The following is a 25,158-nucleotide window of genomic DNA, read 5'->3' on the forward strand; positions in this document are numbered from 1 at the left end:
CGGGTTTTCTCGATTTGAGGTCATACCGCCAGACTCCCACGAGTACGCGAAACTGAAGGGTGCTCAGCGGGAACCCGAGGATCCGAGGCCCTGATGTTAGGGGGTGGGTTCGTGGTGAAGAGTCCGCGACAGATGCTGGAGTTCTACGCACAGGACATGCGACTAAGAGATCCCGCGGGTAGGGGCGCCGTCGCGAGCGCCGCGATACCGTCGCCCGGACCAGCGGAATCTCTTAGTGGTCGAGTGATGATCGGTCGTGGCGACGGACCCGCGAGGGCGGTTTTGCCGTCGGGGGGCTGAGTAGTGTCCCACGCGCTCGCCGAGAATTGACAGTTTGTTACTCGCTACCACTGGGTTCTCTGTACGTCTGGCCGGAACGGTCGAAACCTGACAGGGCGCGCATGCCCCACGCCTCCGAATTCCGGACCGAGACGTATTGCGTTAGAGCGCACTCCAACTCCTAGCTTCGGAAGCGTGCGATACATCAAACTCGGAACGACCGGACTGGAAGTCTCCGCCATCACTCTCGGCTGCATGAGCTTCGGCGAGCCGGACCGGGGCGGCGAGCCCTGGTCGCTGGGCGCGGACGCCAGCCGGGACATCATCAAGCAGGCCCTCGAGGGCGGCGTCAACTTCCTCGACACGGCCAATGGGTACAGCGCCGGAAGCAGCGAGGAGATCGTCGGCCAGGCGGTCAAGGACTTCACCCGGCGCGAGGAGGTCGTTCTCTCCACCAAGGTCTGGATGCGGATGCGCCCCGGCCCGAACGGCGCCGGGCTGTCCCGCAAGGCGATCTTCGCCGAGCTCGACGCCTCCCTGAAGCGACTGGGGACCGACTACATCGACCTGTACCAGATCCACCGCTGGGACTACGACACCCCGATCGAGGAAACCCTCGAGGCGCTGCACGACGCGGTCAAGTCCGGGAAGGTCCGCTACATCGGAGCCTCTTCCATGCACGCCTGGCAGTTCGCCAAGGCCCTGTACCTGGCTGACCTGAACGGCTGGACCCGGTTCGTGTCGATGCAGGACCACTACAACCTCATCCACCGAGAAGCAGAGCGGGAGATGCTCCCGCTCTGCGCCGACCAGGGCATCGGCGTGATCCCGTGGAGCCCGCTGGCGCGGGGCAGGCTGACGCGGGCCCGGGACACCACCACGGCGCGTGCCGAGACCGACGAGGGCGGCAAGATCCTCTACCGCGACGGGGACCAGGCAGTGGCCGAGCGCGTCCACGAGATCGCGGGCAGGCGGGGTCTGTCCCCGGCTCAGGTCGCCCTGGCCTGGGTCATGCGCAACCCGGTGGTGACCTCGCCCATCGTCGGGGTCACCAAGCCGGCCCAGCTGGCCGACGCGGTCGCCGCGGTGGACGTCGAACTCGATGAAGACGAGGCCGCCTACTTGGAGGAGCCCTACCAGCCGCACGAGGCCGCCTACCTGGAGGAGTCCTTCTACAAGCCGCAGCCTGTGGCGGGCTCCCGGTAGTTCGGGCTACCGCCGGGGCCAGAGCCAGGTCCGTGTCCACACCGGCAACGGCCATGACAACCGCCGGGACGTCTACCAGGACCGCCGCGCCTACGTCTGGGACAACACCGGCGACACCGCCGCCCTGCGCAACGATCACCGTCGCATCGTCGATGCCGAAAGCTGGGACGCCGCGGTCACTGACCGGCCTGAACCGGCCGGTGAGCTGTGCCGCTCACCGGCCACCCCTGGCGCGCCGCAGGCCCGTGCCTGCGGCGCACCGCTGCGTCCCGCTCAAGGGGCTGGGCCGCGAACGCGTCCTCTGCCCATGCTGCTGGCCCCGTGAGCAAACAGCTGGGATGAATCCCAGCAGGACCGGATGCGTTGGCTACACCCGCTCGAAGTCCACGTCGGTGCTCTCGCAGCCGGCGGCGAGCTGGCGCAGGGTGTCGCGCTCAGCGCGGTCGACGGTCAGCGACCAGCGGAGCTTGGTGCTCACCCAGTCGGACAGGTAGGTGCACTGGGCGTCGATGGCCGGCGGCATCCACTGGGCGGGGTCCTGGTCTGCTTTGGAGCGATTGCTCTTGGCAGTGACTGCGACCAGGGAGCGTTCGGCGCCGAGGTCGTTGGCGTAAGCCTGGCGCCGGGCTGCGGTCCACTGGGAGGCGCCGGAGTCCCAGGCTTCAGCCAGCGGCACCATATGGTCGATGTCCAGGCCGGACGGCCCCTGGACGGTCGTGTCGTCGTAGTAGGAGCGCCAGGTGCCGCCGGTGATTTTGCAGCCGGCTCCGATGATGGGCTGGGTGACGGCTTCGGCGAGGAGGACCTCGTTGCGGGTGCTGCAGCCGTCCTTGTCCTCGTCGATCCAGTGCTTGAACTTGGTGCGCTCGTAGCCGTCGCGGGACTCGGCGGCCTGGGGGAGGGCTTCGATACCGTCGTGCAGGCTGAGAGTCTCGGCCGCATGAGCGGCGGTGGTGGCGGTGGTGAGGGGCAGCAGGGCGAGGGCCGCGGCCGCGAAGGCGCGGACAGTCTTCTTGATCATGATCTGTTGATAGCGCCATAGCGTCGGTCGCCGCCCGGGAACAGGGATGGTGGTCACTCGGGGGAGTGGCTAGTCGTACCGGGGCGGCGAAACCAGCCCCGTGGAACTACGCGAACTCCTCTCGTCACCGTCGTTCAACCGGTGCCGGGGCAATTGCCGCTGGTAGGGGTGCGCGTCGCAGGTCGGCATGGCCGCGGACGGTGACGCCGGCTTGGCCGGGGGTGTGCCAGGGGCGGACGGGCCGCTGGAGAGCCATAGCTCGCCAAGTGCCGCCGCGGCTTCGGTGGCAGTCGCTACGTCGGCCGCGGTGATGTCGATGACTACCAGGCCCGGCTCGCTCAGGTGCTCTTCAGCCCGAGCAGTGTGGCCAGATAGCGGTGTGTGGTGTTTATCCGTTCGGTGGAAGTCCGCGCTCTGCCCGGTTCGGCTTCCGTCAGCCGGTATGACGGGCGTGAACCGCTCGCCCGACAGCCGAGGCCACCCGGCGGATGGCGCCCCGGCCCGGCGGCCGTTCGGCGGGCGTGACGCCCGGCCGATGGCGGGGGACCCGTACCCGTAGCGTCCCGGGACTGATCCGGCACCGCACGGGAGTTGGCAGGTTGACGGCTTCGCCGTCCAGCCCGACGGGGATGAACGGGAGGTCGGCTTCGACGACGACCTCTTCAGAGGTGGCCAGATTGGTCAGGCCGTGCGTCTGCCCATCTCGCAGCCGGGCGGCGGTCTCGGCGGGTGTCTCCGCCCTGGCGGCCAGTACCCCCAGGAGCCCGGAGTCCAGTTGCGCACGCTTGCCGAGCCCGGCCGGGTCATCGGCCCGGTAGGGGTTGTTGCTCACCAGCACGGCATCAGGCCGGTCCACAGTGAGCAGCCCGGCCCGTACCACCAGCTCCGGGCCCTTGTGGCGGGCGAGGAATTCCGGGAGGATCCGCACCGTCGTGCCGACCTTGTCCTCCCGATAGGCCGGGTCCTGTACCAGGGCGGCATAGGCACCGAACGACACGTTGTTGACGAACACCCGCTCGCCTGCGAACCCGAGGTCCACGCGCAGTTCGACGCCGTCCGTGAGGGCCTCCAGTGCGGCCGAAGGGTCGTCACGGTCCAGGCCGAGGTCCATCGCGAAGTGGTTGCGGGTACCGGCCGGAATGACCACGAAGGGAACACCGTTCTTCGCGGCCACGCCGGCGACAAGAGCCTGCGTGCCGTCTCCGGCGGCCACCCCCAGCAGATCCGCACCGTCATACACCGCGCGCCGGGCGACAGTAGCGAGGTCCTGGGGCCGGGAAGGATCGAGCAGGAGAACCTGAGCCCCCAACGCACGGGCTTTTTCCGCTATCCGGAACCGGCTCGCTTTTCCACCTCCCGAACGGGGATTCACGATCAGATACGGCCGCCGTGCAGCGGTCACCGGTCGGAACGTGTTCTCGGTCATGACAGTACTCATGGGTGGGGGGTGATGACGGCGCGTCCTTGGATCTTGCCGTCGTGCAGGAGCTGGTATGCCTCGTTGGCGCGTTCCAAGGGGAAGTGCTCGAGCAGTATCTTGATTTTTTGCTGCTGGGCGAGGGTGATCACTTCCATCAGTTCGGGAAGGGAGCCCCAGTAGGGCGAGGCGACCGAGCACTCGTGCGGCGGGTTTGAGAAGTTGACGGGCAGGGCTCCGCCGCCGAGACCGACGATGGTCAGGTGGCCGAGCACCCTGGCCACCTGGGCCGCCATGCGCAGAGTCGGGTCGATGCCGACCATGTCGAGCACGAGCTGAGCGCCCTGTTGCCCCGTCATGTCCTTGATGCGTGTGACCGCTTCCTCGCCCGAGAGTAGCGCCTCGTCCGCGCCCATGTGCTTGGCGGTTTCCAGCTTGCCGGCGTCGGTGTCCACGGCGACGACGGTGGTCGCCGCGCTGAGCGCTCGCACCATCTGGATGGCCATCTGGCCCAGACCGCCCGCCCCGATCACTACCGCGGTCGAGCCCGGCCCCAGCAGGTGCACCGATCGCTTGACGGCGTGATAGCTGGTCAGTCCCGCGTCGGTGAGCGGGGCGGCCTGGCGGGGGTCGAGGGTGCCCAGCGGAATCAGGAATCGCGCCGTCGGGACCAGCAGGTACTCGGCCATTCCGCCGTCGTGACCGCCTCCCAGGCCCCCGCCCTGACCGCTGACCTTCTGGCAGTAGTTCTCCCTGCCCTCGCGGCAGTTGGCGCACATCCCGCAGCCCCAGGGGCCGTAGACCATCACAGGGTCTCCGGGCGCGAACCCGGTGACACCCGGCCCCGGCCTTTCCACCCATCCCGCATTCTCATGGCCGAGTGTGAAGGGCAGTTCCGTGGCGAATCCGGGTGGTGGTCCGGGTGCCTCCATGATGTGCAGATCTGAGTGGCACGCGCCGGCACCCCCGACCTTCACCAGGACCTGTCCCGGCCCGGGCTCGGGCGCCGGAACCTCGCGCAGCTCGGGCGGTTGCTGCCATCCGACGAGTTGAAAAGCCCGCATAGCGATCCTTCATGCATACCGAGTCAGTCGCGGATCCCGTCGATGTCGACCAGGACGTGGCGCGGGCCGCGGAAAATCTGGTTGTGGCGGTACGGCGGGGGGTCCTCCACGAGCCGGGGGTTTTCCACCCGTCGGAGGAACTCGCCGACCGCGACCTGGACCTCGAGCCGCGCGAGCGGAGCGCCGAAGCAGAAGTGGATGCCCTGGCTGAACCCGAGGTGCTGGTTGTCCCGGCGTTCGAGGTCAAGCTCGTCGGGGTTGGCGAACCGCTTCGGGTCGCGGTTCGCCGAGCCGTATGCCAGGAAGATCGGCGCTCCCTTCGGGATGGTGGTGCCTGCGATGTCGATGTCTTCCAGGGCGGAGCGGGTGTGCCAGAACTGGACCGACGACTCGAAGCGCAGCAACTCCTCGGCCCCGGGCACGATCAGCTCGGGCCGGCGGCGCAGCTTCTCGAGCGCGTCGGGGTGCCGCAGCAAGGTGAGCACGCTGTGGGCGATGAGATTGACCGTGGTTTCATGCCCGGCGAAGATCAGGAGCAAGGCATTGCTCACGAGCACGCCCTTGGACATCCTTCCCTCCGGGCCGTCCTCGTTCACCATCGCCGAGAGCATGCCCGGGCCGGGCTGCTGGGCGTACCGGTCGAGCAGCTCAGCTGCGAACTCCCCGAACTCCTTCACGGCCTGGCGCCCCCCGGCCAGTCGGCTCTGGATCTCCTCGGAGGCAGCCTCGGGGCCGAAATCCAAGGCGTCCAGTGCTGTCTCGATCCAGCTGTGGAAGCGTGGCTCGTCTTCCAGTGGCACGCCCAGGACCTTGCAGATCACGGTCACCGGCAGGGGGTAGGCGAACTCGTCGACGGCATCGATTCGGGTCTTGCCCTGCATGTTGTCCAGGAGGCCGTCCACGATGCGGCGGATCTCGGGTTCCAGGTCGGAGATCAGGTGGGGGGAATGGGGTGGGCCGACGAAATGCGGCGTCATCATCCGGCGATCTCGATCGTGCTCGGGTGGATCCTGGGTGATGATGTTCGGCTCCAAGATGACCGTCTCCGTGATCGGCTCGGCCTCCGCCTCTGCCGAGCCTTCGGCCAGGGTCGCAACCGGGTCGGGGAGCTTCCTGACATCCGAACTGATCCGGGGGTCGTGCAGCAGCGTGACGATCTCTTGGTAGGTGCTGACGACGTAGGTGCCGTCCGGCTGCCGCGCCACTGGTGTCTTGCGGAGTTCCTCGTAGAACGGGTACGGATTGGCGCGGTTGGCGTAGCGGAGGGCCTGCTGCCAGGGGGTTTCCTCGACCACGAGGCTTCCCTCCTTCTTCCTGTCGATGCTGTCCGCTTGCACCGCCCGAACCGGCGGGCGCGTCAACGAGGGCGCGGCCGGAACTCGGCCCCCCGCTCGCTCGGGTCGTGGCCGGTCAGGACGACGTCGGGGATCGCCGTCGGGACGCCGGGTTGCGGGAACTCGGCCGGAATCGGCTTCATGTCGGGGGGCTGGTCCCAGCCCGGCGGCGGAGGCGGGAACGGCCCCGATTGCTCGATCAGCTTCCCGTAGTACTCCAGCCACTTGCCGTGATCGAACGTGACGGCGGCGACGATGCGGCCCCGGCGACCGTAGGCGGCGGCGAAGCGGCGCTCTTTGACGGACCCCTGGGTGAAGACGATCTCGTCGCCGAACGGTGGCACGCCGACGGACTTGATGTTGAGGCCGAACTGACCGGACCAGAAGCCGGGCAGCAGCAGATGCGGGCGATAGTGGGGCTCGAGGTTCACCATGTTGTGGGCCGCGGCCTCGGCGCCGAGAACGGCGTTGTCCCAGTGCTCCATCGCGAGGAACTGGTACTCGTACAGCACGTGGGGCGAGCGCGCCACGTCCCCTGCCACGTAGATGCTGTCGGTGACCACGCCGTTGATGTCGAAGGCGCGACCGCCGGCGTCGCAACCGACGCCCCAGAAACCGGACGCCAGCCCGGCGCCCTCCAGCCATTCCACGTTGCGGATCGACCCCAGCGAGGCCACCACCACGTCGGCGTCGATGGTGGTTCCGTCCGAGAGATGAGCACGCCGCACGTGTCCGCCGGAGTCGCCCTCCAGTGACGCCACGCCCAGCCCGCAGCGCAGGTCCACGCCGTGGTCGCGCTGGATCTCCGCGGCGATCTCACCGATCACCCCGCCGAGCGCGCCGACCAGCGGTGCCGAGCCCCGCTCGACGACGGTCACCGGGAGATCGAGTTCCCGGCAGACCGAGGCCACTTCCGAGCCGATGAACCCGGCGCCGATGACCATGACCCGCGACGGCGGCGCGGCCAGCGCCTTTTGCAGCTGTGCGGCATCATCACGCGAGCGCAGCGAGTAGACCCCGTCCAGGGCGGCCTCGTCCGGGTTCGGCCACTGTCGCGCCCGGGTGCCCGTGGCGATCAACAACCGGTCGTACGGGATCTGCTCGCCGTCGGCCAGGCGCACCTGCTTGGCGGCCCGGTCCAACCCGGTGGCGGTCGCCCCGAGCCGCCACTGCGCATTCACTTCTCGCAGGCGGGGCAGCTTGGTGTGGTCGGCCGGTACCCAGCCTTTGAGCACCTGTTTGGACAGCGGGGGACGGTCGTAGGGCTCGTATGGCTCGTCCCCGATGATGGTCAAAGACCCGGTGAAGCCCTCCTCACGCAGGGCTTCGGCGGCTCGCAGTCCGGCCAGGGACGCACCGACGATGACGATCCGGCCGTTGGCTCTGAACTGGCGCACCAGCTCTGCGACCGTTGCCGGCACGGTCATGACGTCGCGCTCCCCTTCGCGCCGTCCAAGCGGTCGATCAAGATCGCCTGCACCGGACACGCCGCAGCGGCTCGCTCAACCTGCAGGCGCCGCTCGTCATCGGGGTTCGGCTCGTAGGTGAGTGCCTCTTGGCCGGTCAATCTGAAGTCCTTGTGCGCCAAATACACGCATTGTGCGTATCCCTGACATCGATTCAGATCCACGGCGATTCGCATGGGCAGACTCCTTCCGATCGCCGCCCAGCTGGACAGCCCGCCCGTCGCCCCCGCCGACGCCACCGGCTGAGCACCTGCATGTTCGGGCTTCTTCGCCGCGGCGGTAGCTTCGCGGTGACGCTTACTGCTGGTGCGCGTCACGATCTGAAGGTCGCGGTACACATCCGATGGCGTCGGCATCAAGCTTTACCCGGCCGATACCCCCTAAAAAAATGGTCACCCCGTCTTCCGACGACCGCAAATGCGCTGTTACGGAAACCCCTCTCAGGGCAGCTGTAGTTCTCGATCACTGACCGGTTCGTGCAGGTCCGGGGGCTTCCGGAGTCCCTGCCCGCATGGGAGCGGCCACCGTGATCACGAGCGTTCGTGGAGGCAATACGGCCAGGTAGACACAGCCGGCTGAAGCCGCTGTTACTCGGCGCACCACCCCAGCCGAGCCAGGACAGCACCGCCGCCCGGCTCCAGGCGTTGACCGCCGCGGCGCCCCAGAGCAGTTCCAGAGCCTAGCCGACCTCGCGTAATGGCAAGGATGCGGAGCGTGGCAGGTCACCCCAGGGCGCGGTCGAGATTGAAGGCGGCGCTGATCAGGGCAAGGTGGGTGAAAGCCTGGGGGAAATTGCCCTGTTGCTCTCCGGTGTGGCTGATCTCTTCCGCGTACAGGCCGAGGTGGTTGGCGTAGGTGAGCATCTTCTCGAAGGCCAGGCGGGCTTCGTTCAGGCGCCCGGCGCGTGTGAGGGCCTCGACGTACCAGAAGGAACAGATGGAGAAGGTGCCCTCCTCACCTTCCAGACCGTCCGGGCTGGCCTTGGGGTCGTAGCGCCAGACCAGGGAGTCGGAGACCAGTTCGTCACCAAGGGTGTCAAGGGTCGACAGCCATACGGGGTCGCTGGGAGAGACGAACTTGGTCAGCGGCATCATCAGCACCGCGGCGTCCAGCACATCGCCGTCCTCGTGCTGGACGAACGCCTGCCGGGCGGGCGACCAGCCCTTGTCCATGATCCGCCAATAGATCGCGTCCCGGACCGGCCCCCAGCGGCCGAGCTCGGCGGGGAGGCTGCGGTGCCGGGCGATGCGGATGGCGCGATCGATGGCCACCCAGCACATCAGGTGGGAATACAGGAACTTCTTGCGCCCGCCACGGGTCTCCCACACACCCTCGTCCGGCTGGTCCCAGTGCTCACAGACCCAGTCCACCAGTGCGCACACCGCGCGCCAGTGGCCGCTGGAGATGGGCCGGCACCACTTGTCGTACAGATAGACGGAGTCGAGCAGGGCGCCGTAGATGTCGAGCTGCAGCTGGGTGGCCGCGCCGTTGCCGACCCGCACGGGCGCCGAGCCCCGGTAACCCTCCAGGTGGGACAGCTCGCGTTCGGGCAACTCGGTGCGTCCGTCGATGCCGTACATGACCTGCAACGGGCCGGACGATCCGTTGCCGCGCCGGTCGGTGTAGCGGGTGAGGAAGCCCATGAACGCCTCTGCCTCCTCGGTGAAGCCGAGCCTGAGCAGGGCGTAGACGGCGAACGCGGCGTCGCGCACCCACACGTAGCGGTAGTCCCAGTTGCGGCCGCCGCCGATCTGCTCGGGCAGGCTGGTGGTGGGGGCTGCCACGATCGCGCCGGTGGGGGCGTAGGTGAGCAGCTTGAGGGTGAGGGCGGAGCGGTGCACCATCTCCCGCCATCGGCCGCGGTAGCGGGACTGGTTCAGCCAGCGCCGCCAGAAGGCGACCGTGGCGGTGAACTCCCGCTCGGCCTCGGCGCGCGGGCAGCGGCGCGGTGGAGCCTCGCTGCTGACCTGCTCCAGGGCGAAGACCGTCGTGTCGCCCTGGGAGAGTTCGAACTCCGTCCACACGTCCTTTTCGTCGTACTCCAGCGGCACCGTGGCAGTCAGCGTCAGCGACAGCTCCTCGGAGGCGAACAGGGCGGCCCGGTCCAGCAGCCGTACGGTGTGCGGGTGGGCGCCGTAGCCGAACCGGGGGGCCACCCGAGCCCGGAACGGGATGGTTCCGCGGATGCACACCACCCGCCGGATCAGCCGGTCGCGGTCGGATGCGCCGGAGTCCGCCACGGGCATGAAGTCCTGGATCTCCCCGAGCCCGTCCTCGGTGAAGAAGCGGGTGATCAGCACATTGGTGTCCGGGAAGTAGAACTGTTTGGTGCTGGCCGGCACGGTGGCAGCCAGCTCGAATGCCCCGCCCCGGTCCGCGTCCAGGAGGGCTGCGAAGACGCTCGGGGTGTCGAAGGAGGGGCAGCAGTACCAGTCGATGGTGCCGTCGGTGCCCACCAGCGCCACCGTGCGCAGATTCCCGATCAAGCCGTGCTCAGCGATCGGTAGATACCGGGCGGACTTGTGCTGTGCCGGTGCTCCAGTCATCGCAGCACCTCCCTTTGCTCCCGCCTCTCTTGCTCGGGCGCTTGTGATCGCACCATCCGGTGGAGATTGGACCTGCTCGGTCAGTTCGCGGTGGGCATCGCGGCACCCCTCGACCGCGGCATCCATGATTGCGAAGTCGAGGGCCCGCCGCGGATCGGTTGCGGCCTTACGCTTCGGTGCCTCGCATCGAGGGTCGCGGGGCAACCACGTCCATGTACCTCCAGTGTCCTGCAAACGCAGGAGCAGGTGTCTTTTGCGCCCTGGCCGGTCCCAGCCGTTGTGGGAATCCCAGCCGGCACTGAAAACGCAAGATCGAACTGCACGGAGCTGGCTCGCACCCGGCATCGCAATCCTTCATCCCGCCGCGTCAAGAAGGGTGGCTCCGCGCTGCTGATCTCTCTTGTCTGCTGAGGATTTGGCACTACCGGCGGACGGGGCGGCGCCGTGCATTGTGACGCCGCATAATTCGGTAATGGGAGTCGTTTTCATGTAGGCTCCGTGTGTCCAGAGGCTGGCTCTCTGTCCCGCGGCGGTTGATGAAGATCGTTCGTTCATCGATCCGTTTGCTGCGGGGGAATCCAGTGATGCCTCCGGGTTGGGCGGTGGTCGCAGCCACGGCGCCGCCCAACCCGGTACACACACCCGCGTGATCAGGGCGGATCTCCGTCACTCAGTAGCGGATCGGGGGTGGAGGTCCGGCCGTCCCGGCCCAGTGACAGTTCTGCGTCGGTGAGCAGCGCGGCTGCAAGGGTGGAACGGATTCGTTGCGCGTCGAGATCTATGCCGGTGAAGGTGATCTCGTTGCGTCGCTCGCCGTAGTAGTCGTGCCAGAACCATGAGGCGAGCGTGCGCCGTTGTGGCGAGACGGCATCCCAAGCGTGCTGGGCGCCTGCTTTCAGCCAGGAGCCTGCTTCGCGAAGTTCCAGGTGCGGCCCGGCCGAGCGCCAGGTCACGACGGAATCGGGGCGGCTGGACAGCCACAGATGCCCGCGGCTGCGAACCACGCCGCACATCACGGTGCCGAGTGCGTCTGCCAGCCGCTCCGGGTGCAGCGGGCGGCGGGCCCGCCACAGTACGGAATTGACCCCGTGGTCACTGTCTCGGCGTGAGCGCGGCACGGTCACGGGCTCCAGCTGGGCCCGCCACTCGTCGGCGATCCCACAGGCTGCCGGCTGGATGAGGGACGGCGGCAGCTCCATCTCCGTTTCGTCGGGGCCCGTGGGCCGCACGAGCAGAGCGTCGCTGTTGAGTTGACTGGCCAGCGCAGCAACATCGTCCCTGCGGTGCCCGTCGTTGCTCACCTGCCCGGGAAAGACCAGCGCGTGCGCCGCCTCGATTTGACGGGCGGCGATCTCTGCGGGTGTCAGTGGGTCGTTGCGAGAACTTCCATTCCACAGGTGCACGGTCCGGTGGACGCAGTCGATGTCCGCCATGAAGGACGCCGGATCGACCCCTACGAGGGTGGGGCCGGTTCGTAATGGTCCCCCAATGAGCTGCTCCCGATCCGTTTGCGCCACAACTCCACAAGGAACGGGAGGGCATCAAGCTCCGTCGGTAGGGCGAGGATGACGTGGGGCTTTCCTGCGGTGCGTTTGAGGGAGAGGAGGTCCTGGCGGAGGATGATCGCCGGATCGCCGGTCGCGCTCAGAGGTGCGGTTTCGTGCAGACGCGGATCATTTCCGGCCACGAAGCGTTGGACGGTCGGGTACTCCTCACCCGTCGTGTTGTGGATCGAGACGGTCAGGACCACGGCGCGGGGGGAAAGATGCATCGCGTGGTTCACCACTGCGCCGCGTGCGTCAGGGGTGTTGCCGATGACCACGCTCAACAGGCCCTTGGGCATGGTGGAGTTCATCAGTTGAGGTGCGGGAGGCGCCGGGGTGTAGGTGCTTCGCGCAAGCCGACGCGCAGCATGCCGTCGCCCGGCATCCCGGCCAGCAGCCAGGCGCCGACCGACTCGGCGTCGGCTTCGGTGGCGATCGGGCCCAGAAGCACCGGGGTGCCCATGGGTCGGCGGTCTACTGCGCACGGTTGTACGGCGGCGTACAGCTCGCTGGTGGAGTGGCAGTCCAGGAGCCGCCCCAGGCATCCGGTCGCGACCATGACTCCGTGGTGGCAACTGCGGACGGCATTGCGCAGGCGGTCCATCACCTGGCTGTCCACGGCGTCCCGGCAGTTCGTACATGCGACCAGGGTGAAGGGGCGGTTCCCACTGCCGTGGGTCACGTCGGTCATGCCGACCCCCCCTCTATTGAAAATGGTTTCCATTTTTATATCACGCCATGGCTTCTGGCTCCGGCGGGCCCCAGGGGGCGCCGCTCCCTCCCTTGCTCCGGTGGAGGGTCTACAAGGTTCGGGCTGATAATGAAGTGATTACCGTTTCCGTTTCTGTTTGCTCGGGAGGCCGCGATGCGGCTGTCCTCGATCCGTGGCCCGGCGCTGCTCATGGTTCTGGCGCTCGGGTTGGTCGGCGGCTGCGGCGGTGCCGCGGGCGCCGATGCGCCCGGCGGCTCCCGGGACGGCGCCCGCTCGTCGGCCATTCCGGTCGTCGCCTCGACAAACGTCTACGGGGACATCGTCGAGCAGATCGGCGGCGACCGGGTCAAGGTCGTGTCGATCATCAGCGACCCGGCGCAGGACCCGCACTCGTACGAGGCCAGTACGCAGAACCGGCTGGCGCTGTCGAAAGCGAAGGTCGTCGTGGAGAACGGCGGCGGGTATGACGACTTCGTCGGCCGGATGCTGGACAGCGCCAAGAACTCCTCGCCCACCGTCATCGCTGCCGTACAGGTCTCAGGGAGGGCACCGAAGACGGGTGCCCAGCTCAACGAACACGTCTGGTACGACTTCCCCGCGATGGGGAAACTGGCCGACCGGATCGCTGCCGCTCTGGCCAAGACCGCCCCCGCCGAGGCCGACGCGTTCCGCCACAACGCCAAGACCTTCAAAGAGAAATTGACCCGCCTCGAAGAGCAGGAACGGGGGATCAAGGAGGCTCATGGGGGCAGCCCGGTGGCGGTCACCGAGCCGGTGCCGCTGTATCTGACCGAGGCGAGCGGACTGCGGAACAAGACGCCAGCGGACTTCAGCGAGGCCGTCGAAGAGGGCAGCGATGTCTCCCCGCAGAGCCTGCGGCAGACCCTTGACCTGTTCACCCGTAAACAGGTCAGGGCACTGGTCTACAACCAGCAGACCTCCAGCCCCGAGACGGAGCAGGTCAAGAAGGCAGCCGAGGACAACCGGATCCCGGTGGTCCCGGTGACCGAGACGCTGCCCCGCGGGCAGGACTACATCAGCTGGATGACGGCCAACGTCGCCGCCCTGAAGCACACATTGGGCACGTGATGGACCGCACCGAGGCGGTATCGCCGCATCCCGGGCCGCGCGGAGCGACCGGGCGAGGGCGCGAGGATCCGGCGGCCGGGCCCGTGATCAGCTTGCGTGGCGCGGCACTGGCGTACGGCGGACGCGTCCTGTGGCGAGGGCTCGATCTCGATGTCCGCCCTGGTGAGTTCATCGCCGTCGTAGGACCGAACGGATCGGGCAAGACCAGCCTGCTGCGGGTGCTGCTCGGCCGGCAGCAGCTCAGCGAGGGTGTGCTGACCGTCCTCGGGCACGCCCCGCGCCGTGGCGGCCGGCACATCGGATATGTGCCCCAGCAGACGTTCCAGCCCGCACACGCGCTGCTGCGCGCCCGCGATCTGGTGCGCCTGGGACTCGACGGCCACCGCTGGGGGCTGCCACTCGGCCGCCGCGCGGTCCGCCACCGGGTGGACGACCTGCTGGATTCGGTCGGTGCGACGCCCTACGCGGACGTTCCCCTCGGAAGGCTCTCCGGCGGCGAGCAGCAGCGCATCCGCATCGCGCAGGCGCTCGCCACCGACCCGAGGATCCTGCTCTGCGACGAACCGCTGCTCTCCCTCGACCTGCACCACCAGCACAGCCTCACCGGCCTGGTGGAAGAGCGGCGCCGCAGCGCCGGGACCGCCGTCGTCTTCGTCACGCACGAGATCAACCCCGTCCTGGGCCTGGTGGACCGCGTGCTCTATCTGGCACGGGGCGGGCACCGTGTCGGGCCGCCGGACGAGGTGATGACCTCCACGACCCTGTCGGAGCTGTACGGCACACAGGTCGATGTCGTCCGTGTCAGGGGCCGGATCGTGGTGGCCGGGGTTCCCGAAGCCGGCACCGGCCACACCCACGCCGACGGGGCACACGGGGCGCACGGGGGAGAAAGCCTGTGACCGGGCTCGGGTTGCGGCTCCTCGCCGACGCCGGGGAAGACACCAGCATCTGGCATCAGATCTTCAACTTCGACAACTACGGAGAGCTGCTCGGCCTGGTGCAGAATTCCCTGATCGCCGGGGTGCTGCTCGGCCTGGTCGGCGGGCTGGCCGGGGTGTTCGTGATCATGCGGGATCTGCCGTTCGCGGTGCACGGCATCAGTGAACTCTCGTTCGCCGGGGCCTCGGCCGCGCTGCTGCTCGGGGTGAACATCGTCGCCGGGTCCATCGCCGGGTCCCTGCTGGCAGCCGCAGCGATCGGCGTCCTGGGGGTCCGCGCCCGCGACCGCAATTCGGTGATCGGCATCATCATGCCGTTCGGGCTCGGCCTCGGGGTGCTGTTTCTTTCCCTCTACAAGGGCCGGGCGGCGAACAAGTTCGGCCTCCTGACCGGCCAGATCATCGCGGTCGACACCCCGCAGATGGCCTGGCTCGTCGGCACGTCGGTGGTGGTGCTTGTCGCGCTCGCCGTCGTCTGGAAGCCGCTGACCTTCGCCAGCGTCGATCCGGAGGTGGCCGAGGCCCGCGGTGTGCCCGTACGGACGCTGTCCCTGACGTTCATGCTGGTCCTGGGCCTCGCGGTGGCACTGTGCGTACAGATCGTCGGGGCATTGCTGGTGCTCGCGCTCCTGGTCACACCCGCGGCCGCCGCGGCCCGGATCACCGCCTCCCCCGTGCTGCTGCCGGTGCTGAGCGTCGTCTTCGCGCTGTGCGCTATGGAAGGCGGCATCCTGCTCGCGCTCGGCAGCACCATCCCCATCAGCCCCTATGTCACCACCCTGGCGTTCGTGATCTACCTCGGGTGCCGGCTGGTGGAGGCGCGGCGTACGCAGCGGGCACCACGGACCGCGCTCGGCTCGCCCGGTGACCCCGTACGGACGCACACTTGAAGAAGCCGGTACCGACGGAAGGAGTCCTTATGCACCCCGTCGCACTCGCCGGCGGCGCAGCCGGATGGCTGGCTCACCATGCCGTCTCCGGAGTGGTGGGCGCCCTGATCATCAAAGGCGCCGCCAAGCGCCTCCCCGAGGCAAAACCCGCCGCCCGCAAGGCAGTGATCAACGGTCTGGCCGGCGGCATCCGAACCAGCCGGTGGCTGGCCTCGGCCGCGGAAGAGGCCCGGCTCAAGGCCGGTGATGTCCTCGCCGAGGCTCGTACATCACTGGGCGAAGAGGTCCCGCCACCCTCTGCGGTAGCCACCGAGCACGACCACGGGCATGAGCACTGACCATGTCCGATGTGGTCGTACGGTCCGTGGCCTCGGGCCGGGTCCGGCTGACCGTCCCCTGGGTACGGGCACGCCCCGGCAGCGCCGGACTGGTCGATGAGCGTCTGGTGGGCATGCGGGGCTTCCGGGCGCTGCGGATTTTCCCGCGCACCGGCAGCGTCGTGATCTGGATGGCCCCGGACCTGCTGGATGTCGATCGCCTGGTCACCTCCCTCGAAGAGCCCCCGCCCCCTTCCGCGCCCGCCAAACCCACCCGCTCCACCCCCGACTCCTCCACCGGCGAACTGGCCCGGCTGGTCGTCGGCGGCGCCGTCCTCGCCTTCATGGCCCTGCGCCGGCTGCTCGGCCGCCCCCGCATCACCGCAGGCTCCTCCGGCCTCCTCGGCGCGATCACCCTCTTCACCGGTTTGCCCTTCTTCCGCGGTGCCTTGCGCTCCCTGCGGGGCCGAAGCCATCCCGGCACCGACACCCTCGTCACTGCGGCGACCGTCATCTCGCTCGTCCTGCGTGAGAACGTCGTCGCCCTCACCGTCCTCTGGCTCCTCAACATCGGCGAATTCCTGCAGACCCTCACCCTCCGCCGGACCCGACGGGCCATCGAGGAGCTGCTCACCATCGGCGAGGAACGCGTTTGGCTCGTACGGGAAGAACGCGCAGACGGCGAGGGGCGCATCGAGACCGAGGTGGCGCTCGAAGAGGTCGCGCCCGGCGATCTGGTCGCCGTCTACGAGCACCACCGGATCCCCGTCGACGGCCGCGTCGTCACGGGTGAAGCCCTCGTCGACCAGGCCGCGATCACCGGCGAGGCGCTGCCCGTCTACGCCCGCGCCGGGGCCGAGGTCTACGCCGGAACCATCGTCACTTCCGGCTCACTGACCGTCCGTGCCACCTCCGTCGGTGCGGACACCACCGTCGGCCGGATCATCAGCCGGGTCGAAGAGGCCCAGTCCGACCGGGCACCGATCCAGACCGTCGCCACCCGCTTCACCCAGCGCTTCGTCCCCGTCTCCTTCGCGCTGGCCGCACTGACCTACGTCGTCACCCGCGATGCCCGCCGCGCCATGACGATGCTGCTGATCGCCTGCCCCTGCGCGGCCGGACTGGCCACCCCCACGGCCATCAGCGCCGCCATCGGCAACGGCGCACGCCGCGGCACCCTCATCAAGGGCGGCACCCACCTGGAGGGCATCGGCCGGGTCACCGCCGTCGTCTTCGACAAGACCGGCACCCTCACCTTCGGACGCCCCCTGGTCACCAGCGTCGTCACCCTCAGCGACCACTTCACCGCCAACCAGGTCCTCAGTCTGGCCGCCTCCGGCGAACTGCACGCCCGCCACCCCCTCGCCCAGGCCATCGTCGCCCACACCGAAGAACAGCACCTCCACGCGCCCATCCACCAAGCCTGCGAGGTCGTCCTGGGCATGGGCATGCGCGCCGAACTCGACGGCACCCGGCTGCTCGTGGGCAGCCCCGCCTTGCTGCGCCAACACGGCGTCGAGCTAACGGAAGAGGCCCAGAGCTGGACCGAGCGGCTGCGGAGCGGCGGCGAGACCGTCATCTGCATCGCTCACGACGACGATCTGATCGGCCTGCTCGGCGTCTCCGACGCCGTACGGGCCGGGGCCGGCGCCGTCATCCAACAGCTCAGAGATCTGGGGGTGTCCCGTCTGGTACTGCTCACCGGCGACGCACCAGAGACTGCGCAGGTGGTCGCCGACAGCCTGGGCATCGCCGAAGTGCATGCACATGCCCTGCCCGAGGGCAAACTCCAACTCATCCGCGACCTGCAGGCCGAGGGCCATACGGTCGCCATGGTCGGCGACGGCACCAACGACGCCCCCGCCCTGGCCCTCGCCGACGTCGGCATCGCCATGGGCGCACACTCCTCCCATGTCGCCCTCGAAACCGCCGACATCGCGCTGCCCGGCGACGACCTGCGGCAGGTCCCCGCCGTCGTCGAACTCAGCCGCCACACCCTGCGCCTCGTCCGCCAGAACTACGGCCTCGCCATCGGCGTCAACCTCGTGGGGCTGGTTGCCGGCGCCGGCGGCTCGATCAACCCGGTCCTCGCCGCCCTGCTGCACAACACCAGCAGCATCGCCGTCGTCGCCAACTCGGCCCGACTGGTCAACCACACCCCGCATCTCCCCCCGACCGATGAGGACATGCTGATGGCGGCCCCGTTGGAGGACCGGCGAGTGCAATGAGGGCACTGCTGAACTACCTTTCCGCGCACCGTTCCGGGGAGAAGTACCTGCTCGCCACCCAAGCCGCCTACGGTGCCGCCCGGTCCACCAGCCCCAGGCAGGGGGCGAGCAGCAGGCTGGAGGGGCGGCGTTCCCTATATCCCACGGCGGGCTCGACGAGGAGGAAGCATGACTGCGACGACGCGGAACGACGCTCCCATTGCGATCGAAGGCGGCGGTGTGGAACTGCGCATGCAGGAAGTCGGGGGAGACATGTCTGTCGCCTTCGTGACGATTCCCCAGGGCACGGACCTGGCGCCGGCTTTCAGAGGTCTGCCCGGTGATCTGTGCCAATGCCCCCACTGGGGATACTTGCTCAAGGGGCGGCTGAAGATGCGGACAGCGGGCGGGAACGACATCTACGAGGCCGGGCAAGCCTTCTACTGGGCATCCGGGCACGCCCCGGAGGCTCTTGAGGACTGCGAGTACCTCGACTTCTCGCCGACGAAGGAGTTCACCGACGTGGTCGACCACCTCAAGTCGCAGGTGGGGTGACCCGCCGGGGGCAGTGCGGATCCCTCGCCCGCGGTCTCCTGCATGACCAGTGCGGTTCGCTCGCGGCGATCGGTTCGAGGCCACGTCGGGATGTACATGGCAGCAGTTGCTCTCCGCGTCGTTCGGGCCATCCGGAGCCACGTCCCATCGGCCCTTTTCCGAGTGGGCCAAGGCGCGGGTGTGAGCCAAGCTCCATCGCCTGGTCTCGACGAGCTCAGCTCCCATGGCGAGCTGGACTGGTCCGCTGTGCGATCGACTCGGTGAACATGCGGCCCTGAAAAGGGAAACCTGACGGGTCCGAAAACCAGTAGTCAGTGGAGCTGTACGACCTCGTGCGGGGCGGTGACTGCTGCGCCCGCCTGCCCGCCGCGGCCGGCTGGATCCCGGCTTGTGAGATTCGTACGCCCCGATCAGGACGCCCAACCACCCCACCTCTTAGGGCCGGATAGCCGACCAGAACGCCACTGCGATGCATCGGCGCCGCCCGCACCCCCGGCCGCCCCCGCCAGCCAACCACGCCCGAGACGCCGAGCGACACGTCACCAGCGGGCGGCACCGGCCGTCGGCACTGAGGTGGACCTTGGAGGCCCCGCCGCGCGAGCGGCCCAGGCCCTCACCTGGAGCAGCCTCACCTACCAGGTACGCCACTGATTCCAGCAGCGCTCACGACAAATGATCAAGTTGGAAAGGGGCGGGGACCATCCTGCTCCAGCGCGTGAGCGGTCGGCCGCTCCAAGGAGGACCATGGAAGCCAAAGCACTCCATAGGTACGGGCCAGGGCCACGGACTGGCGCGAGCAGAGGTCCTTATGGTCCGGCGTATGGAAGGAGTGCCCGTGTGAGCACAGCCGATGGGCGTCCGGCTGACGCCGGCCAGCCGGAGGAGCGATCGTCGCAGCCGAGCGGACTGATGGATCTTCTCGGCGTTGCCGCGGTGCTGCTGGATGCCGATGGGCGGACCGTCTTGTGGAGCCCGGAGGCCGAGAAGCTATTCGGCTATACCGCTGAGGAGGCGCTCGGGCAGTACGCTGCGCCGCTGCTCGTTCACGAACAGCACTAGGCCGCCTGTTCTCCTACCTCGACACCCAGATCACCCGGCTCGCCGGCCCCAACTTCGCCCAGATCCCGATCAACCGCACCCACGCCCCCGTCAACGACATGACGCGGGACGGCTTCCACCAGGACGCGGTCCACAGCGGCGTGGCGCCCTACCGGCCTAACTCCCTCGACGGTGGCTGCCTCTTCCTCGCCGGAGCGGACACCGGGGCATACATCGAGGTACCCGTGGAACTCCCGTCCGCGAAGAAGGTCCGGGAAGCACCTGCGAGCTTCGACGACCACTTCAGCCAGCCCCGCCGCTTCTGGCTCAGCATGACCCCGGTCGAACGCGAGCACATCATCGCGGCCTACACCTTCGAGCTCAACAAGTGCTACGAGCAAGCCATCAAGGAGCGGGCACTGCGGGTCCTCGCCAACATCGACCCGGAACTCTGCGAGGGCGTCGCCGCAGGTCTCGGGCTGCCGCCTGCCGAGGCCGACCGCCCCCTCGCCTCCGTCGACCCCAGCCCGGCGTTGTCCCAGATCGGCCGGACCTGGCCGCTGGACGGTCGCATCATCGGCATCGTCGCGGACGACAACGGTGACCTTGAGGGGGTACGCGCGCTGCGGCAGGCCGTGCTCGATGCCGACATGGTCCCCCTGGTCATCGCCCCGGCCGGCGGCAAGTTGGACGCGGCCGGCGATCCGATCACTGTGCAACGCACCTTCGCCACCGCCCGCTCCATCGAGTTCGACGCCCTCGTGCTCGCCGGGGCCCCCGGACCCGGCAAGGACGCCTATGGCGCGCGTGACGCCAAGGCCGGTGATCCCGCGGCGGGCCGGACCGAGACTGACCCCCGGGTCCTGCTGATGCTGTCCGAGGCGTTCCGCCACGGCAAGGCACTCGGCGGCTGGGCCGGCGCCGAGGACGCCCTCCAGGCCGCAGGTGTCCCCACTGACGCCCCCGGCGTAGTCATCAGCAACGACGGCTCCGGCACCCTGGATCAGCTCTCCCAACTTCTCGGCCAGCACCGTGTGTGGGCGCGGTTCTCTACGGATGCCTAGGGCCTGGCGAGTTTGTCGCTTGCCGCCCCCGGCTCCTGGAGTCGCGCCCTGGCCGGGTACGGCGTAAACAGGAGAAACCGGGGCAAGGAGGCGCCATGACGGTGGATGTCATCGAAGGTTCCGGTGCCACCGCCTGTTCGGTGGGATCCAGGACCGCACTGGGCGAGAGCGCGGGCCGGCGGGCCTGCTCGACCGGGCCTTCTCCCGGTCCCTCCCGCGGCCGCCGGCCCGGAACAGTGGCCGAGAGTCGGCAGGGGCCGGAGGGAGGATGACCAGCGGGCAGTGCCCCGGTGGGCCGACGGGCCGCGCCCCGGCTCCGTTGCTGGGCGTGGAGGAAGAGTTCTTTCTCGTCGATCCAGCCAGCCGGGCGGTGTCATCGCTGGGCAGGCGGGTGGTGGCGCGGGCCCGGGAGGCGGTGGGTGACCTCGTCTCGGGGGAATTCGATGAGTGTCAGGTTGAGGTGAAAACGCCTCCCTGCCGGGAGGGCGCCGCCCTGTATGACGAGCTGGTCGCCGTACGAGGGGCCGCCGCAGCAGCCGCGCGGGCCGAAGGGCTCGGCGTCTGTGCTTCCGGTACACCGGTCATTGGGCGCGAGGGCCCGGCAATCGTTGGGGACCATCCGCGCTACCGGGCGGGCCTGGACCAGTTCGGGGCCTTGCTCGATGGATTCGCCATCTGCGCCGCACACATTCACGTGCACTTGCCGGATCGGGAGGTGGCGGTGCTGGTCGGTAATCATTTGCGGCCGTGGTTGCCGCTGCTCGTGGCGATGAGTGCCAACTCGCCTTTCCTCGACGGGCGGGACATGGGGTATGCCAGCTGGCGCACCGTGATCAGGGGCCGCTTCCCAGCCTTGGGGCCCCCGCCGTACGTCGAGTCCTTGGACCACTACGAGCGGCTTGCCGCCGCCCTGCATGAGTCGGAGGCGATGCTGGATGCCAGCGTCCCTTTTTGGGACGTGCGACCCAATCCCCAGTTCCCCACCCTGGAGATCCGGGTCATGGATGTCCCGGCGGAGGCGACGGACACCGTCGGCCTGGCGGTTCTGATCCGGGCGCTCGTGGTGACGGCCGGCGCGCTGGTACAGCGCGGCCACACCGGCCCCGAGACCTGCAGCGAACTGGTGCGCGCCGCCTACTGGCGAGCCGCGCGCGACGGGTGGGCGGGCGAGGGGGTCGATGCACTGACGGGCCGGATCCTGCCCTCCTCCGTGCAGGCCGCCCGGCTCGTCGAGCATGTCCGCCCTGCGCTGGAGGAGCACGGGGATCTCGACCGGGCCGTCGGCTTCCTGCGTCGGCTCGCCGAGCGGGGCTGCGGCGCTCAGCGTCAGCGGACCTCGTGGCGCCGTCGCGCACACCTGGCGGACGTAGTGGATGATCTCGAGCGGCTGACGTTCGACGAGGAGAGCCACCGGGAGGACGTCCACCGGGAGGCGTCACCGTCAGGCCGGCGTGAGAGTGGTGACCAGCACGTCCCTGTGCGCAGGCCGGGACGGATCCAGCGGACGGATGGGTGACACGCCGTGCAAGGTACGGCGATCGTCCGACAGCAGCAGGCTCGCGGGTTCGTCCAGAGTGGCCGAGAGCAGAGTGGGCCCCTCCGGAGCGAAGACGCTGCTCCGGCCCCCGCTCGCATTGTTGCGTCCGACCAGCAACGAAGACACCAGCGTCACTCCGTCGCGGTGCCGGCCCTCCGGAGTCGGCTGCCCTTCGCCGCCCGCCGTGGCGACAACCCGGAACGGATGCACCTTCGCGATCCAGCACGGGGCGGAGTCCAGGGCGCCCGCGACGTGTCCGAGAAGCGACACGACCGAGCGCAGCAGCGGGTCTGTCACAAAGGCGTCGGTCAGCGGATCGAAGTGCCGGTCGACGTCCACGTAGAGCGGGTTGCTCCGATCCGGCTGCACAAACGGGGTGTCCGGCAACTGGGTCAGCTCGCCGGTGGCGGGGGTGAGCGAGAACCGTCCGTAACGGCGCAGCCGGCAGGTGCCGCGTTCGGCGGCATACCGGTCCTGGGAAAGGCCCTCCCAATGCGAGGCGAAGCGCGCCCACTCCTCCTCTCCGGAGCTGAAGTGTGCCCTCACGGCGGCTGCGGGCATGAGGTGGACGCCGGTCGAGGCCAAGGACTCGCGAGCCGCCGCCACGGCGGGCGAAGGCTCCTGGAAGGCCGTGGTCTCCGCCGGAGTCCAGAACTCAGTACTCTCGTCCATCACACCCTCCTGTCGTCCTTTCGCCCGGCCCTGCCGATGAGGACGCGCTTTCAGGTCACGCTCCGTGTGGACCTGCGGGTGCGGACGTGCGGCAATGGCGCCGGCAGTGCGCTGCGGTCCTCCCGCCAGGCGGCGAGCAGATATCCGGCAAGTCGGCTGTCGAGAAGTGTGGTGGCACCGATTCCGAAGGCGACATCGGTTTCCAGGTCTGGCTCGTCCTTCAGCAGACCATCGACCACTTCTGTGCGGACGACCTGTTCATGGACGGCGTCGGCTTCGACGTGTTCGTCGTAGAACCTCTCCGCGGCTGGGCCGGCACTTGTGCGGCGCATGGCTTCTGCGAGGCGTCGTGATCCTGGCGACGAGGTGACCTCGACCGTGGCGAAGTGACCGACCAGTGCCCCGCGCAGTGACCGATGCAGCCCCAGCAGGGACATGAGATTGACGATGGCGAGCGTCTCCGCGGGAGCCAGGTCGAGGTAGTGCCCGTACGCGGTTTCCAGGGCGAGGTCTGCCATGAGGTCGGCGAAGAGCTGGGCGTGGATGTCCTCGGCCCGCCCGGCACCGAACTCATCGAATTCGATGGCGGCCATGCCGGCCTTGGCGCGGCCCCGCAGACGAGGGAGGACCCAGGCGTGCGGGTCGGCTTCCTTGAGGTGGTACAGCGAGCGGAGGGCGGCGTACTCCCTCAGCTGCCACAGTCGGCCTTCGCGTTTCAAGTAGTGGCTGACGCTGTTGCCGTCGTCGGTGGCGGGCTCGGTCAGGAGGCCGGCCATCGCCTCCTGCGCGCCGAGCGCCGGGACGTCAGCGCGGAGGGCCCGGAGGAACGCCTCCTCCAGGTAGCGCCGCACCGACAGCAGTGCGGGAGCCCATTCGCGGTCGTCGTCCACGCCGTCGAAGCCCTGATAGTGCAGTTCGTACAGCACGTAGAGGGCGAGCTGGAGATCTGCCCCGTACGGGCCCTCACGCTGGACCTCCTCCCGCGTCGGCAAGGGTCCCTTCCCGGTGCGGAGCCACGAGATCACCGCGTCGGACAGGTAGCCGCGCGGTCGCGGAAGCTGCGGCTTGCCGGGCCGGGCGGCTCCGAGGTCGGCCTTCATTGCTGGTCTCCTTCGGTGGTCCGGTCGGCTGCTGGGCAGTCGGTGCCGGCTGCACGGTCGGGCGGGAGCTTCGAACGATTGCGGTGGCTGGTGTCGCACCAGGGGTAGCTGCGGCTGCGCCGGCACATGCAGATCGCAACGGTGAAGCGTCGGGAGACGGCTACTGCACCGTCGTCACCGACTACTTCCACCGGCCCTTCCACCAGGAGCGGGCCGTTTCGGACGAGGGTGATGCGGCGTGGCCGCTCAGGAGTTTTCGGCACGGATGATCACCAGTTCCTCTGTGTCCTGGACCTCGTCCAGCAGGCCTTGGCACCGCAGCCAGGCCAGCCGGGAGCGCAGGACCGGGCCGAACGGTATGACCGCGCGGTCGCTGACCGTCGCCCGCAGCCCCGCGGATGTCAGGCGCTCCAAGGTGTCCTGGGTGCCGCACAGTCCGGAATGGACCATGAGCAGGACGCCTCCGGGGCGGAGCGCGCGCGGCGCGGCGTCGCAGATGCGGTCGACGAGCAGCCGTCCGTCGCGTCCCGCGTCCCAGGCGCGGGACGGCCCCCGGGGCGTCTGATTGCCGGGTGCGGGGACGTAAGGCGGATTGCTGACGAGCACGTCGAAGGAACGGCCGCCGACAGCTGCGGTCAGATCGCCGCGACGCACGGTGACGCGCTGCCGGGAGAGCCAGGCGTTGATCCTTGTGGCCAGGACTGCCTGCCAGGAGATGTCGACGGCAGTGACCAGAGCGCCACACCGCGCCGCTCCCACCGCGAGGGCCCCACTGCCCGAACCGAGGTCCAGGAGCTCGGTGCCCGCCCCCACACCTTCGCGGTACAGGGCGCGCAACAGCAGCCGCGTGTCGTGCTGCGGAAGATAAACACCGGCAAGCGTCACCAGCGGCCGCAGGCCGGGGGCCGTGGCCGGCCACGTGCTCATACGGCACCTCCGCTCCGAGAGCCGGGTACCAGGATCTGGATGGGTCCGCGCGCGTCTTCTCCAGCCTGCTAGCTATCCGATCCCCTGGCCACCTGGCGGTAGTGTCGTGGTCATGACCTTGGGCCATGCCTGCGTCCCTCTTCCGGCGATGAACCGGGCCGCGCTGAGGTGCAATGCCCGAGCCTGGAGGTATGGGGGCCAGCGCGTGCTGCGGTAAATGCGATCGTCGAGACGC

23 protein-coding genes and 2 pseudogenes are annotated in these 25,158 nt (G+C 68.8%); 10 read left to right on the top strand and 15 right to left on the bottom strand.

The genetic code is table 11. The features are described from left to right. Nucleotides 1-474: 474 nt before the first annotated feature. Nucleotides 475-1,485, top strand: coding sequence for an aldo/keto reductase (locus NUT86_RS32920; protein WP_274738941.1), 1,011 nt, complete (start codon nucleotides 475-477; stop codon nucleotides 1,483-1,485). Between the two features lie 367 nt (nucleotides 1,486-1,852). Here NUT86_RS32920 and NUT86_RS32930 read toward each other — a convergent pair whose 3' ends face one another. The 11 genes from NUT86_RS32930 to NUT86_RS32985 form a co-directional block, all read right to left on the bottom strand. Further along, nucleotides 1,853-2,506: an HNH endonuclease family protein gene (locus NUT86_RS32930; protein WP_274738943.1), complete on the bottom strand. Its 654-nt coding sequence runs from the start codon at nucleotides 2,504-2,506 to the stop codon at nucleotides 1,853-1,855. Between the two features lie 69 nt (nucleotides 2,507-2,575). After that, complete coding sequence (locus NUT86_RS40735) at nucleotides 2,576-3,043, bottom strand: DUF6207 family protein (RefSeq protein ID WP_446750841.1); 468 nt, start codon at nucleotides 3,041-3,043, stop codon at nucleotides 2,576-2,578. Further along, on the bottom strand, nucleotides 2,940-3,944 hold the full coding sequence (locus tag NUT86_RS32940; RefSeq protein ID WP_342456267.1) for a diacylglycerol/lipid kinase family protein: 1,005 nt from the start codon (nucleotides 3,942-3,944) through the stop codon (nucleotides 2,940-2,942). The genes NUT86_RS40735 and NUT86_RS32940 overlap by 104 nt, the downstream gene beginning before the upstream one ends. After that, nucleotides 3,941-4,987, bottom strand: coding sequence for an NAD(P)-dependent alcohol dehydrogenase (locus tag NUT86_RS32945; RefSeq protein ID WP_274738945.1), 1,047 nt, complete (start codon nucleotides 4,985-4,987; stop codon nucleotides 3,941-3,943). Before NUT86_RS32945 ends, NUT86_RS32940 begins: the two co-directional genes overlap by 4 nt. 23 nt (nucleotides 4,988-5,010) lie before the next feature. Beyond that, a complete protein-coding gene (locus NUT86_RS32950) occupies nucleotides 5,011-6,282 on the bottom strand; it encodes a cytochrome P450 (RefSeq protein ID WP_274738947.1) in 1,272 nt (423 codons plus the stop codon). A 62-nt stretch (nucleotides 6,283-6,344) separates the two neighbouring features. Next, a complete protein-coding gene (locus NUT86_RS32955) occupies nucleotides 6,345-7,748 on the bottom strand; it encodes an NAD(P)/FAD-dependent oxidoreductase (protein WP_274740701.1) in 1,404 nt (467 codons plus the stop codon). Further along, complete coding sequence (locus tag NUT86_RS32960; protein WP_086715462.1) at nucleotides 7,745-7,963, bottom strand: ferredoxin; 219 nt, start codon at nucleotides 7,961-7,963, stop codon at nucleotides 7,745-7,747. Before NUT86_RS32960 ends, NUT86_RS32955 begins: the two co-directional genes overlap by 4 nt. Before the next feature lie 546 nt (nucleotides 7,964-8,509). After that, the gene (locus NUT86_RS32970; protein ID WP_274738949.1) at nucleotides 8,510-10,333 is read right to left on the bottom strand and encodes a glycoside hydrolase family 15 protein; all 1,824 of its coding nucleotides are present in this window, start codon (nucleotides 10,331-10,333) and stop codon (nucleotides 8,510-8,512) included. Nucleotides 10,334-10,983: 650 nt separating this feature from the next. Next, on the bottom strand, nucleotides 10,984-11,766 hold the full coding sequence (locus NUT86_RS32975; protein WP_274738951.1) for a GTP-binding protein: 783 nt from the start codon (nucleotides 11,764-11,766) through the stop codon (nucleotides 10,984-10,986). Nucleotides 11,767-11,786: 20 nt separating this feature from the next. Next, nucleotides 11,787-12,188: a hypothetical protein gene (locus tag NUT86_RS32980; RefSeq protein ID WP_274738953.1), complete on the bottom strand. Its 402-nt coding sequence runs from the start codon at nucleotides 12,186-12,188 to the stop codon at nucleotides 11,787-11,789. Next, nucleotides 12,188-12,568 carry a hypothetical protein gene (locus tag NUT86_RS32985; RefSeq protein WP_274738955.1) on the bottom strand — a complete coding sequence of 127 codons (381 nt, stop codon included), beginning with the start codon at nucleotides 12,566-12,568 and terminating at the stop codon, nucleotides 12,188-12,190. Before NUT86_RS32985 ends, NUT86_RS32980 begins: the two co-directional genes overlap by 1 nt. Before the next feature lie 174 nt (nucleotides 12,569-12,742). On the opposite strand from NUT86_RS32985, the gene NUT86_RS32990 reads away from it, so the two are divergent. From NUT86_RS32990 to NUT86_RS33030, 9 genes and pseudogenes are all read left to right on the top strand, one after another. Then, complete coding sequence (locus NUT86_RS32990; protein WP_274738957.1) at nucleotides 12,743-13,678, top strand: metal ABC transporter solute-binding protein, Zn/Mn family; 936 nt, start codon at nucleotides 12,743-12,745, stop codon at nucleotides 13,676-13,678. Beyond that, the gene (locus NUT86_RS32995) at nucleotides 13,678-14,577 is read left to right on the top strand and encodes a metal ABC transporter ATP-binding protein (RefSeq protein WP_446750842.1); all 900 of its coding nucleotides are present in this window, start codon (nucleotides 13,678-13,680) and stop codon (nucleotides 14,575-14,577) included. The genes NUT86_RS32990 and NUT86_RS32995 overlap by 1 nt, the downstream gene beginning before the upstream one ends. An 11-nt stretch (nucleotides 14,578-14,588) precedes the next feature. After that, nucleotides 14,589-15,506, top strand: coding sequence for a metal ABC transporter permease (locus NUT86_RS33000; RefSeq protein ID WP_446750843.1), 918 nt, complete (start codon nucleotides 14,589-14,591; stop codon nucleotides 15,504-15,506). Nucleotides 15,507-15,535: 29 nt separating this feature from the next. Beyond that, nucleotides 15,536-15,844 (top strand): DUF1490 family protein, encoded by a 309-nt coding sequence (locus NUT86_RS33005; protein WP_266449584.1) that lies wholly within the window; start codon nucleotides 15,536-15,538, stop codon nucleotides 15,842-15,844. 2 nt (nucleotides 15,845-15,846) lie between these two features. Further along, on the top strand, nucleotides 15,847-18,051 hold the full coding sequence (locus tag NUT86_RS33010) for a heavy metal translocating P-type ATPase (protein WP_274738964.1): 2,205 nt from the start codon (nucleotides 15,847-15,849) through the stop codon (nucleotides 18,049-18,051). A gap of 168 nt (nucleotides 18,052-18,219) precedes the next feature. Next, nucleotides 18,220-18,585 carry a hypothetical protein gene (locus NUT86_RS33015; protein ID WP_274738966.1) on the top strand — a complete coding sequence of 122 codons (366 nt, stop codon included), beginning with the start codon at nucleotides 18,220-18,222 and terminating at the stop codon, nucleotides 18,583-18,585. Between the two features lie 744 nt (nucleotides 18,586-19,329). Then, nucleotides 19,330-19,641 (top strand): annotated as a pseudogene (locus tag NUT86_RS40740) (PAS domain-containing protein); the annotation flags it as partial. Nucleotides 19,642-19,643: 2 nt separating this feature from the next. Continuing rightward, a pseudogene (locus NUT86_RS33025) lies at nucleotides 19,644-20,687 on the top strand (catalase-related domain-containing protein); the annotation flags it as partial. Between the two features lie 328 nt (nucleotides 20,688-21,015). Continuing rightward, entirely contained in the window at nucleotides 21,016-22,203 is a 1,188-nt protein-coding gene (locus tag NUT86_RS33030; RefSeq protein WP_274738968.1) for a carboxylate-amine ligase, read from the top strand. Here NUT86_RS33030 and NUT86_RS33035 read toward each other — a convergent pair. Genes NUT86_RS33035 through NUT86_RS33050 form a run of 4 tightly spaced genes read right to left on the bottom strand, consistent with a single transcriptional unit; the run spans nucleotide 22,129 to nucleotide 24,923 of the window. Further along, nucleotides 22,129-22,896 (bottom strand): 2OG-Fe dioxygenase family protein, encoded by a 768-nt coding sequence (locus NUT86_RS33035; protein WP_274738970.1) that lies wholly within the window; start codon nucleotides 22,894-22,896, stop codon nucleotides 22,129-22,131. The two genes, NUT86_RS33030 and NUT86_RS33035, sit on opposite strands and share 75 nt — an antisense overlap. A gap of 50 nt (nucleotides 22,897-22,946) precedes the next feature. Continuing rightward, nucleotides 22,947-23,996, bottom strand: a complete 1,050-nt coding sequence (locus NUT86_RS33040; protein ID WP_274738972.1) for an iron-containing redox enzyme family protein — start codon at nucleotides 23,994-23,996, stop codon at nucleotides 22,947-22,949. Continuing rightward, on the bottom strand, nucleotides 23,993-24,259 hold the full coding sequence (locus tag NUT86_RS33045) for a CDGSH iron-sulfur domain-containing protein (RefSeq protein ID WP_274738974.1): 267 nt from the start codon (nucleotides 24,257-24,259) through the stop codon (nucleotides 23,993-23,995). The genes NUT86_RS33040 and NUT86_RS33045 overlap by 4 nt, the downstream gene beginning before the upstream one ends. Next, a complete protein-coding gene (locus NUT86_RS33050; RefSeq protein WP_274738975.1) occupies nucleotides 24,243-24,923 on the bottom strand; it encodes a HemK2/MTQ2 family protein methyltransferase in 681 nt (226 codons plus the stop codon). Before NUT86_RS33050 ends, NUT86_RS33045 begins: the two co-directional genes overlap by 17 nt. Between the last annotated feature and the right edge of the window lie 235 nt (nucleotides 24,924-25,158).

This window comes from Streptomyces sp. G7(2002) (assembly GCF_028870195.1).
GTDB lineage: Bacteria > Actinomycetota > Actinomycetes > Streptomycetales > Streptomycetaceae > Streptomyces > Streptomyces nigrescens.